12 protein-coding genes are annotated in these 16,146 nt (G+C 69.1%); 5 read left to right on the top strand and 7 right to left on the bottom strand.

Annotated features, from left to right (window positions below):
- Positions 1–127: 127 nt before the first annotated feature.
- Together F6W97_RS33570 and F6W97_RS33565 are read left to right on the top strand one after the other, a co-directional pair.
- The gene (locus F6W97_RS33570) at positions 128–490 is read left to right on the top strand and encodes a VOC family protein (protein WP_155374578.1); all 363 of its coding nucleotides are present in this window, start codon (positions 128–130) and stop codon (positions 488–490) included.
- A 154-nt stretch (positions 491–644) separates the two neighbouring features.
- Positions 645–1,289, top strand: a complete 645-nt coding sequence (locus tag F6W97_RS33565) for a LysE family translocator (protein WP_155374577.1) — start codon at positions 645–647, stop codon at positions 1,287–1,289.
- A gap of 488 nt (positions 1,290–1,777) precedes the next feature.
- Here F6W97_RS33565 and F6W97_RS41070 read toward each other — a convergent pair whose 3' ends face one another.
- The 3 genes from F6W97_RS41070 to F6W97_RS33550 form a co-directional block, all read right to left on the bottom strand.
- Positions 1,778–1,948, bottom strand: coding sequence for a hypothetical protein (locus tag F6W97_RS41070; RefSeq protein ID WP_230687199.1), 171 nt, complete (start codon positions 1,946–1,948; stop codon positions 1,778–1,780).
- A 431-nt stretch (positions 1,949–2,379) separates the two neighbouring features.
- Entirely contained in the window at positions 2,380–3,288 is a 909-nt protein-coding gene (locus tag F6W97_RS33555) for an SDR family NAD(P)-dependent oxidoreductase (RefSeq protein WP_230687198.1), read from the bottom strand.
- 78 nt (positions 3,289–3,366) lie between these two features.
- Positions 3,367–3,987 carry a TetR/AcrR family transcriptional regulator gene (locus F6W97_RS33550; protein WP_196279438.1) on the bottom strand — a complete coding sequence of 207 codons (621 nt, stop codon included), beginning with the start codon at positions 3,985–3,987 and terminating at the stop codon, positions 3,367–3,369.
- Positions 3,988–4,195: 208 nt separating this feature from the next.
- Here F6W97_RS33550 and F6W97_RS33545 point away from each other — a divergent pair, with 208 nt between their 5' ends.
- A complete protein-coding gene (locus F6W97_RS33545) occupies positions 4,196–4,948 on the top strand; it encodes an SDR family NAD(P)-dependent oxidoreductase (RefSeq protein ID WP_155374575.1) in 753 nt (250 codons plus the stop codon).
- 150 nt (positions 4,949–5,098) lie between these two features.
- Here the strand turns inward: F6W97_RS33545 and F6W97_RS33540 are convergent, their stop codons facing one another.
- Together F6W97_RS33540 and F6W97_RS33535 are read right to left on the bottom strand one after the other, a co-directional pair.
- Positions 5,099–6,076, bottom strand: coding sequence for a TIGR03619 family F420-dependent LLM class oxidoreductase (locus tag F6W97_RS33540; RefSeq protein WP_155374574.1), 978 nt, complete (start codon positions 6,074–6,076; stop codon positions 5,099–5,101).
- A 539-nt stretch (positions 6,077–6,615) separates the two neighbouring features.
- On the bottom strand, positions 6,616–7,107 hold the full coding sequence (locus F6W97_RS33535; protein ID WP_155374573.1) for a carbonic anhydrase: 492 nt from the start codon (positions 7,105–7,107) through the stop codon (positions 6,616–6,618).
- Positions 7,108–7,220: 113 nt separating this feature from the next.
- Between F6W97_RS33535 and F6W97_RS33530 the strand changes: the two genes are divergently transcribed.
- Entirely contained in the window at positions 7,221–8,225 is a 1,005-nt protein-coding gene (locus F6W97_RS33530; protein WP_155374572.1) for a pirin family protein, read from the top strand.
- Between the two features lie 124 nt (positions 8,226–8,349).
- Here the strand turns inward: F6W97_RS33530 and F6W97_RS33525 are convergent, their stop codons facing one another.
- Positions 8,350–8,523, bottom strand: a complete 174-nt coding sequence (locus tag F6W97_RS33525) for a hypothetical protein (RefSeq protein WP_155374571.1) — start codon at positions 8,521–8,523, stop codon at positions 8,350–8,352.
- A 255-nt stretch (positions 8,524–8,778) separates the two neighbouring features.
- Here F6W97_RS33525 and pulA point away from each other — a divergent pair, with 255 nt between their 5' ends.
- Complete coding sequence (pulA, locus tag F6W97_RS33520; protein WP_155374570.1) at positions 8,779–14,523, top strand: pullulanase-type alpha-1,6-glucosidase; 5,745 nt, start codon at positions 8,779–8,781, stop codon at positions 14,521–14,523.
- A gap of 172 nt (positions 14,524–14,695) precedes the next feature.
- Here the strand turns inward: pulA and F6W97_RS33515 are convergent, their stop codons facing one another.
- On the bottom strand, positions 14,696–16,141 hold the full coding sequence (locus tag F6W97_RS33515) for an aminopeptidase P family protein (RefSeq protein WP_155374569.1): 1,446 nt from the start codon (positions 16,139–16,141) through the stop codon (positions 14,696–14,698).
- Positions 16,142–16,146 lie beyond the last annotated feature (5 nt).

Genomic DNA, 16,146 nt, shown 5'->3' with positions numbered 1-16,146 from the left:
ACAACCTGAAGTCTTTCGCAGAGGCTGGCGCGCGACCAGGTAAGGCAAGGCTTACTGGCAACGTCGCCGTCACTCAAACCGTACGTCCGTCTTGTTTGCCGCGCAAGTCCGTGCCAGACTCCGGGATGTGATTCACCACGTACAGGTCGCCTGCCCGCGGGGCAGCGAGGACGTGCTGCGCGGCTTCTACGTCGGCGTCCTCGGCATGACCGAGAAACCCAAACCCCCGGCGCTCGCGGTACGCGGCGGCTGCTGGTTCATCGACGAGTACGGCAGTGAGCTGCACCTCGGCGTCGAAGACGACTTCCACCCCGCCCGCAAGGCCCACCCCGCCCTCCTCCGCCCCGACCTCGACACCCTCGCCGCCCGCCTCAGCGCCGCCGGCTATCCCGTCACCTGGGGCAACGACGAGGTCCCCGGCATCCGCCGCTTCCACACCGAAGACCCCCACGCCAACCGCCTCGAATTCGTCCTGGTCGAGGCCTCCTGACGCCCAGCGCAGTTCGCGTTGATCATGAACTTACGGGCAGGTTCGACGGCGTGTCGCTGCCCTGACTTCATGATCGATCTGCGCTGACCCGTTGGGGCCACATGGTGAGGATTGGTGCTTCACCGTGGCCGGGTGGGGGTGGGACGGTCGGGTCATGATCTCTTCGGGCGCGGTTCTCGGGGTGTTCGCGGTGGCGCTGGCCATGGTGCTCACCCCGGGGCCGAACATGATGTACCTGGTGTCGCGCAGCATCACCCAGGGGCGGCGGGCGGGGCTGATCTCGCTGGCCGGGGTCGCGGCGGGCTTCCTCGTCTACCTGACCGCCACGAACCTGGGGCTCTCGGCGCTGTTCGTGGCAGTGCCGTCGCTCTACCTCGCGGTCAAGCTCGCCGGTGCGGGATACCTCGGCTGGTTGGCTTTCAAAGCCCTGCGGCCGGGCGGTCTGTCGGTGTTCGAGCCGACGGTGCTGCCACCGGATTCGAACCGGCGGCTGTTCACGATGGGGCTGGTCACCAGCCTGCTCAACCCGAAGATCGCCATCATGTACCTCTCGCTGATCCCCCAGTTCATCCAGCCGGAGGCCGGGCACGTGCTGGCGCAGGGATTCCTGCTCGGCGCGGTGCAGATCATCGTCGCCGTCACCGTCAACGGGCTGATCGCGCTGGCCGCGGGCACGATCGCGGGCTTCCTCTCCGGCCGCCCGGTGTGGCTCCGCGCCCAGCGCTACCTGATGGGCACCGTCCTCGGCGCCCTCGCCATCCGCATGGCCACCGACCACACCCGCCCCGCCTCCGCCTGACCGCTCCGAAGGAAGGGCACCTTCTTATCGCTTTTCGATGTAGAAGGTGCCCTCCTTGTTAAGGCTCTGCGCCGACCGGCACAGCCGGCCGCCGGCTGCCCGCCGGCCGCTTGTGGTTGTGCTTGCGGCGCTTGCGGCGCTTGCGCGCGGTGGGACGGCAGGGCGAGCACGGCGCAAGGTAAACAGCTGCAGGTCTTCGGGTAGCAGCCATGAGGGCAGGGCGCGGATCAGTCGGTCTCGAGGGTCGGGCCTGGCCCGCCAGCTGTACGCGGAACGTCCGCCGACCACGCCCCGACGCCCATGGTCCCGTGCTTTCCCGCGACTGCTCCCCGATGTCGCAAGCGACATCACCGACGCGTGGTCGACCCGCGAGACCCTCGCCAGCAACGATGGCTGGCCTGTCGGGGTTGGGCGAAGGGGTCCTGGGCGTCTACTCGGCGCGAAGTGTGAAGGGCCCGGCGGCAGTCTCGACTGTTCCGGTGTGGACGTCATACAAGCCCTGTCACCAGGTACGCGGGGGCCTGGATCGCGCGCCGGACGACGTCAACATCGACGTTTACGGATGCGATGGGGTCGCTGACGGCTTTGCCCTCGAGTTCGCCCAACGGGATCTCGAAGTATGCGGCGAGCAGGTCCGGGAACGCAGACAGGTCCGTCATGTCGCAGTCGGTGTGATGCAATGGCCAGATTCCAGTCGCCCGCGCGGCGGCTACCGGCGTTGGCCTGCCCGACCTTGCCGAGCATAGCCATCGTGCGCAGCGTGGCCGGAGTGATCCGGCCTCCCACGTTTCGGATGACGGCAGCCTCACCCTGCTGCAGCCCGAGGATGTAGGTCGGGTCTACGCGCGGGTCGACGCTACCGATGACCATCAGGATTCCGGTGGGTTGATGGTCAGGTCGGCGATGAACCGGCTGGCCGCGAATTCGGCGTTGCGCTCAGTCAGTTCGTTAATGCCGGTCATGGCGGCCCCTCTGCTCGCGCTCGGACACGTCGCCTCCGTCGGCGGACCGCAGGCGGAACCGCTCGCGCTGCTTCCCAGACGTGGCCTCGCCGCGTTTGGCAAACTCGATGTGCCGGTGTAACAAAAGATCAGCGCAGGCCACCTGAGGCGATGAGCTGCTCGCCTGTCAGCCAGGCCGAGTCGTCGCCGGCGAGGAAGACCGCGATGGACGCGATGTCCTCGGGCCGCCCAGCCCGACCCAACGGCGTCTGCCGGACGAGATCGGTCTCGAGGTCCGAGCCCTGCACTCCGGTGCTCTGATAGCCCTCGGTCTCAACCAGGCCGGGATTGACGGAGTTGACGCGGATCTGCCGGGAGCCCAGTTCCTTGGACAGCACGCCGGTGATCGCGTCGACTGCGGCCTTCGTCGCGCTGTAGATCGCGCTCTGGGCGGGAGTGATGCGGCTGACGCCCGACCCGATGTTGATGATGCTGCCGCCCTCGCTCAGATGCTTGACCGCGGCCCGCGTGGTCAGCAGGTTGCCCAGCACGTTGATGTTGAACATCCAGTGGAACTTCTCCTCGGTGATGTCCTCGATCGGCCCGAACTCCCATACGCCGGAGTTGTTGACGAGCACGTCCAAGCGGCCGTACTTCTCCACCGCCACCTCGATGAGGTGCTCAGCCTGCTCGGCGCTGGTGACGTCCGCGGCGACGGCCATCGCCTGCCCGCCGGCGTCGGTGATCGCCGCGACGGTGGCTTCTGCTCCCGCTTTGCTGGAGGAGTAGTTGACAACCACTGAAGCGCCTTCTCGCGCCAGCGACTTCGCGATCGCGGCTCCGATGCCCTTCGAGGCGCCGGTGACGACCGCTACTCGCCCTGTCAGTTTGCCCATGATGATCACTCCGCGATTGGCGCCGGGCCCGGACCGCGTCCCGGCTGGCTTGATGTGGCGGACGGCTGGAAACTGCGCGATGAACGCGATGAAGGGTCCGGTCGGGCACTGATCGAACCGATAACCCGGCTCGCACTCGGCCCGGGCGCTGGACCCGATCACCGTAACACCCGGGTTGACCTGCGCATACCCGTTGACTTGCGGGGCATGAGCGCGGTGCGGCGGGTTGTGCTTAACCGGCTAGCGCCGTTGGCGGCGTGTTCGGTAGGAAGTGGTCAGCGGAAGGCCCGCAAAGGCCTGCGCCGCTGCAGCGTCGAGGTCCGCGCGGCCGAGGCCACCCTTGGCCATTACGTCGAAACCGCGGTTCAGCGTCAAGATCATTACGCTGATGGTGTGGGGGTCGGTGTTCGGGTCGAGATCGCCATTGCGTTGGGCGGCGGCGACGCAGTCGCGCAGTAATCGCTGCTGATCTACGAAGACTGCCCGAATGATCGTTCGTGCCTCGTCGTCCTGGTTGCCGACTTCGTGGGCGAACTTGCCGGCCATGCAGCCGAGCCGGTCGGCGTCGTCCAGCACGAACCGAGCGCCGCTGGCGAGAAAGGCCTGCAGCCGGTCCGCGGCGGTGTCGTCGGGCCCGGCGAGGAGATCACTCACCTGGGCGAGGGCCTGACGCGCATACTCGGTGAGGGCCTTGATGAACAGGGCGTGCTTGTCGCCGAAGGAGGCGTACAGGCTTCCGCGCCCCAGCCCGGTCGCGGTCGAGATGTCTTCGAGGCTCGTGCCCGCGAAGCCGCTCCTGCGGAACTGCCGGACGGCGGCGTCGAGGACCTCCTGCTCATCGAAGCTGCGTGGCCTGGCCATGGCGCCCATCCTACGTCATTTTGACCGAGCGTTACAGAACTAGTAACCGAGTTATTGGCAGACCGGTACAGAACCGTGTAGCGTTTTTGACGGAGCGGTACAGAACGGCGGACGGCGAGAGCGACCCAGCCGCCGGTACCAGCGACCACCCCGTCACCGCACAGGCGACCCGGGGCACGCGAAAGTCTCAGCCGCAAGGAGATAGTCCATGAGCGCCAAGCTCGACGGAAAGACCGCGCTGGTCACCGGTGGCAGCACCGGCATCGGCCTCGCGGCCGCCCAGCGCCTGGTGGAAGAGGGCGCGTTCGTCTTCATCACGGGCCGCCGGCCGGCCGAACTCGAGAAGGCGAAGGCCCAGATCGGGCGCAACGTCGCGACCGTACAGGGAGACATCGCCGACCTCGACGACCTCGACCGCCTCTACCAGACGGTCAAGGCCGAGAAGGGACAACTCGACATCGTGGTCGCCAACGCCGGCATCGTCGAAGTGAAGCCGACCGACCAGGCCACACCGGAGCACTTCGACAAGATCTTCAACGTGAACGCCCGCGGGACCTACTTCACGGTCCAGAAGGCCCTTCCGCTGATGGGCAAGGGCGGCAGCATCGTGCTGGTGTCGTCGGGAATGAGCGTCAAGGGCTTCCCGGGCTACGGCGCCTACGCCGCGACGAAGGCCGCCATGCGCTCCTACGCCCGCACGTGGGCGGCGGAACTCAAGGGTCGCGGCATCCGCGTCAACGTGGTGAGCCCCGGCGTTATCGAAACTCCGATCATGGACAGCCAGTTCGCCAGCGAGGCAGAACTCGCAGCGGGCCTGGACCTGTTCAAGTCGATCATCCCGATGGGCCGCCTGGGACGGCCCGAGGAGATGGCCAGTGCCATCTACTATCTGGCCTCGGACGAAAGCAGCTACACCACAGGCTTCGACCTCGTCGCCGACGGCGGCGTCGTCGAAATCTGAACGACCGCCAGCAAGCCCGACCCGGCCCGCCCGCGCCTTCTCACGAAAGCGCGGGCGGACCCGCCGGATGACCTCCCTAACCGCTTCGCCTACGCGGAGCCCTCGAGCACGCTGCGTTGGTGAACGCCGTGATACGCCGCGGCGTCCGCGTCATCGCGCCTCGACCAGGGGCCGCACATCGCGCGCGACGAACTCGTATGCCTCCAGCGTCGCCGCCGTCGACAGGCCCGGCGCGTGGTTGACCAGAAAGTGCCCGACCCCGGCCCGCTCGTAGCGTCGAAGCTTCTCGGCGCACAATTCCGCGTCGCCGGCCAGCTCCCACTCAGCGGCCTGCTCATCAGGGCCGCTGCCAGGCGGATAGGCCACCAGGTTCACCGACACCGTGACGTCCTCCCGGCGCCGCCCATACCGGTCGAGCTGCTCGCGCAGGTAAGCGAGATGGCCGGCGAGCTCAGCAGCGGCGACGCGGAACGGCTGCCACCCATCGCCGAGTTCGGCGGCACGCCGGATCGCACGCCTGCCCTGGCCGCCGATCCAGATCGGCACGCCGCCGGCACGCGCGGGCTTCGGCTCCATCAGCACCGGCTCGAAGCGGTACACCTCACCCTGGAACCCGGCGGCACCTTCCACCGTCCAGGCGGACCTCAGGATCCTGATCGCCTCGTCCGAGGCGGGGCCGCGCTGGTCGAACAGCGCGCCGAAGCCGAGGGCGTCGAACTCCTCACGCAGCCAACCCACACTGACGCCCAGAATGGCCCGTCCGCCCGACAGGGCGTCGAGCGTCGCCCACTGCTTGGCGATCAGCAGCGGCGGGCGCAATGGCAGGGCGATCACCGACGTCCCGAGCTCGACCCGTCGGGTCATGCCCGCCACGAACGCGAGCACGGCGAACGCCTCCCAAAAATTGCGTGCATTGTCCGAGGTGAACGAGTCCGTCGGCAGCGCGGAAGGATACGCCGAGGCGATCTCGGGCGGGATTGCGATGTGGTCGGAGACCCAGACCGAGTCGAAGCCGAGCTCCTCGGCCCGAACGGCGAAGGCCGCGATCGAGCCCGCGGACGCCGAGGCCCCATAGTTTCCCAGATGGACGCCGATCTTCACAACGGTCTCTTCCCGTTCGACGGGCATGGACCTCAAGCGTGATCAGTCCACGATCCCGGACAGGGATCACCATCTCACGCCGGGCGTTCCCTTGATCGACCAATGCGCAAAACCCGCCGCCGCCCAGCCGTTGAAGTGATCTCGCCGGGATGCGCCCCCGACCGGTCCGTCAGGCGTGCCCTGCGGCACAGATCGCACGGTACCGATACTCAAGCAGCGCTTCGCATCCGTCGGCTTCATAGCCAAGCGACCGCCGTCATCCGGCACGGCCAGGTGGACCGGGTGCTGCGAGTCTGCGGGTATTCGATGAACTCAGCGCTGCCAGCGGCTGACGTTCACCCTGGGCGGCGTGCGCCGATACCCGTCACGCGAGATGGTTACCCCGCTCAGCCTCGTCGTCGGCCTGTTCGACGGCGCGGCACGCCTCGGCGCCATGAGTGGTGATCTCGGCCCGATGACGAAGGCAGGGGTCGGTCGAGAGCCGTGGCACATGCTTACGGGGTGCGCGTGCGACTGCACGACCTCGTGCTTGGCCCAACCAAACCGCCCTCACCAGGCCGGTCAGGTCACAGCGCGAAGTCAGCCGTGACGTCGAGGCCGCGGGCTGCTACCACCTGGGCACTGCCGTCGGCCAGCCGGTAACACATACCCATGACGGCTGCCTGGCCGGCTTCGACCCGTTCGGCGAGCACCCAAGAGCGGTCCAGAAGCAGATCGACCGGGTGCCTTATATGCTCAGCCAGGATCTCGTCGGGCTCTACGCGGCCTGCGGCTCGGGCCGCGAGCACGCTGGGCGTCACACGCTCGATGACGTCGCGGACGTAGCCGGTCGGCGCGATCCCGTCCTCTAGCGCGGCGCACGCCGCGCCCACCGCGCCGCACGAGTCATGACCGAGCACCACCACCATCGGGCAGTCCAGCACGTCCACGCCGTACTCGATGGTGCCCAGCACCTCCGCGCCCGTCACGTGACCCGCAGTGCGCACCACGAGCAGGTCACCCAGGCCGCGATGGTGATCATGAAGTTGTGGCAGCGACACGCCGTCGAACCTGCCCACAAGTTCATGATCAACGCGGAGGGGGTGGCGGCCGGGTCGGGGGAATGTTGGTGGATCGTTGACTGTTCAACTATCGTGTCAGGGGAGTAAGAGCCAGTACAGAGGAGGGCGTCATGCCTGCCGTTACCGTCGATGACCTGTTGGTGCTGCCCCGGGTGCCCACGCCGGGTGAGGCCGCGGTCGAGCGGAAGGTCACGTCGGTGACCGCCGCGCCGTCGGGGTTCGAGGGGGAGGGGTTCCCGGTGCGCCGCGCGTTCGCGGGCGTGGACCTGAAGGCCCTGGACCCATTCATTCACATGGACCAGATGGGCGAGGTCGAGTACGCGCCGGGTGAGCCGAAGGGCACCCCGTGGCACCCGCACCGGGGCTTCGAGACCGTCACCTACCTGCTCGACGGCATCTTCCGGCACCAGGACTCGCACGGTGGCGGGGGCCTGATCTCGGACGGCGACACCCAGTGGATGACCGCCGGCAGTGGTCTGCTGCACATCGAGGCTCCGCCGGAGGAGCTGGTGATGTCGGGCGGCCTGTTCCACGGCTTCCAGCTGTGGGTCAACCTGCCCGCGAAGATGAAGATGTCGGCGCCCCGCTACCAGGACATCCGGGCCGGCCAGGTGTCGCTGCTGAGCTCGCCGGACGGTGGCGTGCTGCTGCGCGTCATCGCCGGTGACGTGGCCGGGCACCCGGGGCCGGGTGTCACGCACACCCCGATCGCGCTGGTGCACGCCACCCTCGCGCCGGGGGCGCAGCTGCGGCTGCCGTGGCGGCCGGACTTCAACGCGCTGGTGTACACGCTGGCCGGATCGGGCTCGGTCGGCGCGGACAGGCGGCCGGTGAAGCTGGGCAACCTGGCCGTGTTCGGGGCCGGTGACGTGATCACCATCGAGGCTGACGCGTCGCAGGAGAGCCGCAACGCGGCGGGCATGGACGTGCTGATCCTGGGCGGGCAGCCGATCCGCGAGCCGGTGATGGCGTACGGCCCGTTCGTGATGAACACCAAGGCCGAGCTGATCCAGGCGTTCGAGGACTATCAGGCCGGCAAGCTGGGCGTCATCCCGAGCGAGCCGCGCCGGGTCGACGTCGGCAACGCCGACCACCCCGGCCACGACGTCCTCTGAGGACGTGGCAGTGTCCGGCCCGGTGGTCTGACGGCTGCTGAGCAGGCCCGAAAGGGCGAGTGAGTAAGGAAGGGCCCCTTCTTTAACGCGGAGCGTTAGAAGGTGCCCTTCCTTCTGCCCGGGTTCAGGGGACCGGGGGCAGGGGCGGAAGGCCGGGGACGGGGAGTTCGGGCAGGCCGGGGATGGGCGGGAGGCTCGGGTCGACAGGCAGGCCGGGTGCGCCGCCGCCGAGCACGATGGAGATCAGGCTGGCCAGCAGGTCGTTGATGCTGGTCAGCAGTTCGGTGATGGCATCCATGGGATCCACCTTCCGTAAGCGGTCGCGGAGGTGTGGCGACCGATTAGGACCATTTGATAGCTAATACCCGACATGTGGCAAGGGTGGCCCTGCTTCCGGAGGACCACGAACGGGCGGGGCGAGCGGCGATCTTTCAGGTCGCTGCTGTCTACACGTCAAGGATTGCAAGGGCTTGCGGAAACATTTCAGTTACCCGTATGTTGCGGCTGTTGCTCGTGTGACGCCCCCGACACTTCACCCTCCCGGAGAAGGCCCATGGCAGCCCTACGCGCCCTCGTGCGCACGGCACTTCGCAAAGACTTGAGAAACACCCGGACCCTCCTCATCGGACTGCTGGCGGTGGTGCTGGCCGCGGCCCCGTTCGTGGTGGTCCGTGCGCTGACCGGCGGCGGGCCGGCGCAGTGGGTCGAGGCCGGTGACACCTACTGGGCCGACGAGCCCGCGGAGGCGGCCCTGGCCGCGGCCGGGGCGTCGCGGCGCAGGGCGGAGCAGTTCTACTTCGTGCTGCCGGACCGCTTCGCCAACGGCGACTCCCGCAACGACCGGGGCGGCCTGTCCGGCGACCGGCTGAAGACCGGCCTGGACAAGACCGACAAGGGCTTCTACCACGGCGGTGACCTGGCCGGCCTGATCGACAAGCTGGACTACGTCGAAGGCCTGGGCACCACGGCGATCTGGCTCGCGCCGGTGTTCCAGAACCGCCCGGTGCAGGGCACGGGCGCGGACGCGTCGGCCGGCTACCACGGCTACTGGATCACCGACTTCACCCAGGTCGACCCGCACTTCGGCACCAACGCCGAGCTGAAGAAGCTGGTCAAGCTCGCGCACCAGCGCGGCATCAAGATCTACCTCGACGTCATCGTGAACCACACCGCCGACGTCATCGCGTACGAGGAGAACCAGTACTCGTACGTGGACAAGAAGACCAGCCCGTACACCGACGCGCAGGGGCGGGCGTTCGAGGACGTCAACTATGCCGACGGGCGTAACGGGTTCCCGAAGACGAACGGCACGTCGATGCCGTACACCCCGGTCTTCAAGAGTTCTGCCGACGCGAAGGCGAAGACGCCCGCGTGGCTGAACGACCCGACGATGTACCACAACCGGGGCGACTCCACCTTCTCCGGCGAGAACAGCACCTACGGCGACTTCTTCGGGCTGGACGACCTGTGGACCGAGCGGCCCGAGGTGGTCCGCGGCATGACCAAGGTGTACTCGGACTGGATCTCCTCCACCGGCGTGGACGGCTTCCGGCTGGACACCGCCAAGCACGTGAACATGGAGTTCTGGCCGCAGTTCAGCCAGGGCATCGCGGTCAACGCCCGCAAGGCCGGCAAGCCCGACTTCTTCATGTTCGGCGAGGTCTACTCGGCCGACCCGAGCATCATGTCGAGCTACGTGCGCCAGGGCCGCCTGCAGGCCACGCTGGACTTCGGCTTCCAGGCCGCCGCGCAGGGCTTCGTCACCGGCGGCTCCGGCCAGGGCCTGGCCGACCTGTACGCCGCCGACGGCATGTACACCTCGCCCGGCACCGACGCGTCCACCCTGCCGACCTTCCTCGGCAACCACGACATGGGCCGTATCGGCACCTTCATCAGGAACAGCGGGGCCGACGCCGAGTCCGCGCTGCAGCGCGACAAGCTCGCGCACGAGCTGATGTTCCTGACCCGCGGGCAGCCCGTCGTCTACTCCGGTGACGAGCAGGGCTTCACGGGCAACGGCGGGGACAAGGACTCCCGGCAGGACATGTTCGCCAGCCAGGTCGCCGACTACCTCGACGACGACCTGCTCGGCACCGACCGCACCCACGCGTCCGACCAATTCGACACCGCGCACCCGCTGTACCGCGCGATCGCCGAGCTGGGCGCGCTGCGCCAGGCGCACCCGGCGCTGCGCGACGGCGTGCAGGTGACCCGGTACGCCGGTGACGGCGTGTTCGCGTTCTCCCGCATCGACCCGGCGCAGCGCACGGAATACCTGGTGGCGTCGAACAGCGGCACCGGCCCGAAGACCGTCACCGTGGACACCGCGACGGCGGGAGCTGCGTTCGGGCAGCTCTACCCGGCCGCGGGCACGGGTGCGACGGCGGGCGCGGACGGCAAGGCCACCATCACGGTGCCCGCGCTGTCCAGCGTCGTGCTGCGCGCCGACCGGGCCCTGCCGAGCGCGGGTGACCCGCAGATCGCCATCACCGCCCCGGCTGCGGGCGCGAAGGTGGCCACCCGGGCCGCCGTCACCGCGCGCGTCACCGGTGACCCCCTGGCCACGGTCACCTTCGCGGCGCAGGTCGGCGACGGACCATGGAAGCTGCTCGGCACGTCGAATGCCGTCGGCGAGCACACCGTGTACCACGACCTGACCGGTCTGGCCGGTGGCACGACCGTCGCCTACAAGGCCGTCGCACGCGACGGCGCGGGCCGCACCGCGTCGACGACCAGCGCCATCACGGTGGCCTCGCCGGCCCAGGCCGCGCAGCGCGAGTACGTGCTGGTGCACTACCAGCGCGGCGACGGCGCCTACGATCCGTGGGGCCTCTACACCTGGGGCGACATCGACGGCTCGATGCAGCACCCGTGGCCGCAGGGCCAGCCGTTCGCCGGACAGGACTCCTACGGCCGGTTCGCCTGGGTGAAGGTCAAGCCGGGCGCGACCAATGTCGGCTTCCTGGTGGTCGACGGCTCCGGGAACAAGGACGTCGACGCCGATCGCAGCGTGGACCCGAGCCGGGTCGGCGAGATCTGGCTGAAGTCCGGCGACGCGGCGGTCTACACCTCCCGTGCCGCGGCGACCGGCAAGGTCGACATGCACTACCGCCGCACCGACGGGAACTACGCAGGCTGGGGCCTGCACCTGTGGGGCGACGGCCTGGCCGCCGGAGCGGGCACCGATTGGTCCGCCCCACGCCAGCCGGACGGCACGGACGCTTTCGGCGCACACTGGAGTGTGCCCGTCGGTGATGCTGCCAAGCCGGTCAACTTCATCGTGCACCGCGGCGATGAGAAGGACCCGAACGCCGACCTCGCCATGGACATGGGCCTGGGCGAGGCGTGGATCGCGTCCGGGGACGGGACCGTGCACCCGAGCCGGGCGGCCGCCGAGCACACCGCGGTGCTGCATCTGCGCAGGGCCGACGGGAACTACGACGGCTGGGGCCTGCACCTGTGGGACGGTAACGCCAACCCGGTCGAGTGGGGCAGCCCGATGCTGCCTACCGGCACGGACTCCTTCGGCGCGTACTGGCGGATCCCGCTGGTCGACGGCGCGACCGGGGTGAACTACATCATCCACAAGGGCGACGAGAAGGACCTGCCGACCGACCAGCGGCTGAACTTCGCGACGTTCGGCAACGAGGCCTGGATCCTGTCCGGTCAGCAGGCCTACCTGCGGCCGTCGGTCAAGGGCGCGGCGCTGGACATCGACCTGACCAGGTCGTCCGCGCAGTGGCTGGACCGCGGGACCATCGCCTGGAACAAGAAGGACCCCGACGGCAAGGTGTACGACCTGGTCGTGGCCCCGAACGGCGGACTGTCCGTGGTGGACGGCGCGCTGGCCGGCGACTTCACGAAGATCCGGCTCAACGCGTCGGGCGGCCTGTCCGAGGCGCAGCGCCAGAAGTTCCCGCATCTGTGGGCGTACGGCGCGTTCGACGTGAACGCCTCCCTGGCGAGCATCAAGAACGCGCTGCGCGGGCAGCTCGTGGTCACCGAGAGCGACCACGAGGGCAAGCTGCTGTCGGCGACCGGGGTGCAGATCCCGGGCGTGCTCGACGACGTGTACTCGGCCGCAGCCAAGTCGGTGCTCGGCCCCGTGTTCGCCAAGGGCAGGCCGAGCCTGGCGCTGTGGGCCCCGACCGCGAAGGACGTCAAGCTGCAGCTGTTCGACAGCCCGTCGGCGACGCCGCAGACCGTTTCCATGCTCCGCGACGACGCCACCGGCGTCTGGAAGGTCACCGGGTCCGGCGACTGGACCGGTAAGTACTACCGGTTCCAGGTCAGCGTGTGGCAGCCCGCCAAGGGGCAGGTCGTCACCGCGTCGGTGACCGACCCGTACGCGGTCGCGCTGTCGGCGAACTCGACCCACAGCCAGCTCGTCGACCTGGCCAAACTGCCCGGCGCGGCCGTGAAGGCCCCGTCCTACACGGGCCGGGCGCAGATCCAGGAGCTGTCCGTGCGCGACTTCTCCGTCGCGGACACGACGGTGCCGCAGGACAGGCGGGGTACGTACGCCGCCTTCACCGACCCGCAGACCGCGGGCATGCGGCACCTGAAGTCGCTGGCCGACGCCGGGGTCTCGCACCTGCACCTGCTGCCGGTGTTCGACTTCGCGACGATCCCCGAGCAGCGGACCGACCAGCAGCAGCCCGCCTGCGACCTGCCGTCGCTGCCCCGGGACTCGTCCCAGCAGCAGGAGTGCGTGGCCGGGGTCGCCGCCACCGACGGCTACAACTGGGGCTACGACCCGCTGCACTACACGGTGCCCGAGGGTGGTTACGCCACCGACCCCGAGGGCAGGGCCCGCAACGTCGAGTTCCAGTCCATGGTGGACGGCATCCACCGGGCCGGGCTGCGGGTGGTGCTGGACGTGGTCTACAACCACACCTCGGCCGCCGGGGACGACCCGAAGTCGGTGCTGGACCGGATCGTGCCCGGCTACTACCAGCGGCTGCTCGAGGACGGCACGGTGGCCAACTCCACCTGCTGCGCCAACACCGCGCCCGAAAACGCGATGATGGGCAAGCTGGTGGTCGACTCGCTGGTCACCTGGGCGAAGACGTACCGGGTGGACGGGTTCCGGTTCGACCTGATGGGCCACCACCCGAAGCAGAACCTGCTCGACGTGCGGGCGGCGCTGGACAAGCTGACCCTGGCCGAGGACGGGGTCGACGGCAAGGCGATCCTGCTCTACGGCGAGGGCTGGAACTTCGGCGAGGTCGCGAACGACGCCCGGTTCGAGCAGGCCACGCAGGCCAACATGGCCGGCACCGGCATCGCCACGTTCAACGACCGGCTGCGTGACGCCGTACGCGGCGGCGGGCCGTTCGACGACAACCCGCGTCTCCAGGGCTTCGCGTCCGGGCTGTTCACCGACCCGAACGGGGACGCCGCCAACGGCACGGCCGCCGAGCAGAAGGCCCGGCTGCTGCACCAGCAGGACCAGATCAAGGTCGGCCTGACCGGCAACCTGGCCGGGTTCACCTTCACGGACTCGGCGGGCAACCAGGTCAGCGGCGCGGAGGTGGACTACAACGGCTCCCCGGCCGGGTACACCAAGGCCCCGGCGGAGGCGGTCACGTACGTCGACGCGCACGACAACGAGATCCTGTTCGACGCGCTGGCGTACAAGCTGCCCGCGGACACCCCGGCGCTGGACCGGGCCCGCATGCAGGTGCTGGCGCTGTCGACGGTGCTGCTCAGCCAGGGCACCGGGTTCGTCACCGCGGGCTCGGACCTGCTGCGCAGCAAGTCGCTGGACCGCAACTCGTACAACTCCGGCGACTGGTTCAACGCCATCCGCTGGGACTGCGCGACAGGCAACGGCTTCGGTCTCGGCCTGCCTCAGGCCGCCGACAACGAGAGCAAGTGGGCGTACGCCAAGCCGCTGCTGGCCGATCCGGCCATGGTGCCCTCGTGCGAGGCGATCAACCTCGCCGGGGACCGGTTCGCGGAACTGCTGCGGGTCCGCACGTCGAGCCCGCTGTTCTCCCTGCGTACGCAGGCCGAGGTGCAGCAGGCGGTGTCGTTCCCGCTGTCCGGGGCGGCCGAGACGCCGGGCGTGATCACCATGGTGATCAAGAAGGACGGCAAGACGGCGGTCGTGGTCTTCAACGCCACGACGTCGAGCACCACGCAGACGGTCGCGTCCCTGAAGAACGCGCGGCTCGGCCTGCACCCGGTGCTGGCCGCCTCGGTGGACCCGCTGGTGCGGCAGTCCGCGTACGCGCCTTCGGCGGGCGCGTTCACGGTGCCGGGCCGTACCGTGGCGGTGTTCGTCACCCGCTGACGCACCGTACGGGTCGGGCGGGCGTCCTGTCACAGGACGCCCGCCCTTTCACATCGATCCCACCGGTCAGAGCCGCGGAGCGCCCCGCCGGATCCCGTCGATCATGAACTTGTGTCCATGACACGCCGTCGAGCCGTGCCATAAGTTCATGATCGACGGGGGAGGTGGGGGGTCAGCTGGGGAGGCGGGGGCCTGCCTCGCGCTGGGTGGCGAACCAGGTCTCGACCTCGGTGGAGGTGCGGGGCAGGCCGGCGGAGAGGTTGACGGCGCCGTCCTTGGTGACCAGGACGTCGTCCTCGATGCGGATGCCGACGCCGCGCAGCTCGGCGGGGACCAGCTCGTCCTCCGGCTGGAAGTACAGGCCGGGCTCGACGGTGAGCACGTAGCCCTCGTCGAGCGCGCCGTCCTTGTACTTCTCGTGCCGGGCGTGCGCGCAGTCGTGCACGTCGATGCCGAGCATGTGGCCGAAGCCGTGCAGGGTCCACCGGCGGTAGACGGTGGACTCCTTGGACATGGCCTCCTCGACGCTGACCGGGAGGATGCCCAGGTCGTGCAGGCCCTCGGCGAGCACGCGCATGCAGGTGGTGTGCACGTCGGCGAACTTGACGCCCGGCTTGATGAAGTCCATGCCGGCCTGCTGCGAGGCGTGCACGATGTCGTACACCTGGCGCTGCAGCGGCGTGAACGTGCCGCTGACCGGCAGGGTGCGGGTGACGTCGGCGGTGTAGAGGTTGCGGTTCTCCACGCCCATGTCCAGCAGCAGCAGCTCGCCCGGGGTGGTGCGGCCGTCGTTGCGGATCCAGTGCAGCACGGTGGCGTTGCCGCCCGCGCCGACGATCGAGCTGTACCCGACGGTGTTGCCGTCATGGCGGGCACGCAGGCCGAACACGCCGTCGATGAGGCGCTCGGAGATCGCGCGGTCGGCCGGGATGATCCGGGCCACGTCCTCGAAGCCGCGTACCGTCGCGTCGATCGCGTCCTGCAGCTGCGCGATCTCCCACTCGTCCTTGACCAGCTTCATCTCGGAGATGGTGTACGCCAGCTCGCGGTCGCGCTCGGGGGCGGCCGCCCGGACCAGGCTGTCGACGTGCGGGTCGAGGTTGCGCAGCACCCGGGTGCGGCCCGGCGCGAGGTCGTTCAGCACCTCGGCCAGCGTGTCCAGGTGCGCGGTCTCGACGCCCAGCTCGGCGGACTTCTCGCGCAGGGTGTGGCGGCGGCCGATCCACAGCTCGCCGTAGCGGCGGTCCTTGAAGAACTCGTCGGTGTCGCGCGGGGAGCGCGGGCGCACGTACAGCACCGCGTCGTGCCCTGAGCCGTTGGGCCGCATGACCAGGACGCTCTCCGGGTCGTGCTCGCCGGTCAGGTAGACGAAATCGCTGCCCGGGCGGTACGGGAAGTCGGTGTCGTTGGCCCGCACCATCTCGTGCCCGGACGGGATCACCAGCGTCTCGCCGGGGAACGCGGCCGACAGCGCCGAGCGGCGCTTGGCGTGGTTCGGGGCCTCCGCCCGCAGGGTCACCGGGAGCTCGGTGTCGCTCCATCCGGTGCGCATGAACTGCAGGAACTTCTCCGGGTACGCAGGGTCGTGCGACTCGGTGCCCTTCTTCTCTTCAGTCATATTGC

The sequence above is a fragment of the Catellatospora vulcania genome (assembly GCF_009720385.1).
Taxonomy (GTDB): domain Bacteria; phylum Actinomycetota; class Actinomycetes; order Mycobacteriales; family Micromonosporaceae; genus Catellatospora; species Catellatospora vulcania.
Note: the sequence above shows the minus strand (reverse complement) of the source record. Positions and strands in the feature narration are given on the sequence as shown.

Coding starts and splice junctions, on each gene's coding strand:
- F6W97_RS33540 (WP_155374574.1), bottom strand. CDS start 6,076: ATGCCCGTCGAACGGGAAGAGACCGTTGTGAAGATCGGCGTCCATCTG.
- F6W97_RS41070 (WP_230687199.1), bottom strand. CDS start 1,948: ATGACGGACCTGTCTGCGTTCCCGGACCTGCTCGCCGCATACTTCGAG.
- F6W97_RS33545 (WP_155374575.1), top strand. CDS start 4,196: ATGAGCGCCAAGCTCGACGGAAAGACCGCGCTGGTCACCGGTGGCAGC.
- F6W97_RS33565 (WP_155374577.1), top strand. CDS start 645: ATGATCTCTTCGGGCGCGGTTCTCGGGGTGTTCGCGGTGGCGCTGGCC.
- F6W97_RS33525 (WP_155374571.1), bottom strand. CDS start 8,523: ATGGATGCCATCACCGAACTGCTGACCAGCATCAACGACCTGCTGGCC.
- F6W97_RS33550 (WP_196279438.1), bottom strand. CDS start 3,987: ATGGCCAGGCCACGCAGCTTCGATGAGCAGGAGGTCCTCGACGCCGCC.
- F6W97_RS33530 (WP_155374572.1), top strand. CDS start 7,221: ATGCCTGCCGTTACCGTCGATGACCTGTTGGTGCTGCCCCGGGTGCCC.
- pulA (WP_155374570.1), top strand. CDS start 8,779: ATGGCAGCCCTACGCGCCCTCGTGCGCACGGCACTTCGCAAAGACTTG.
- F6W97_RS33515 (WP_155374569.1), bottom strand. CDS start 16,141: ATGACTGAAGAGAAGAAGGGCACCGAGTCGCACGACCCTGCGTACCCG.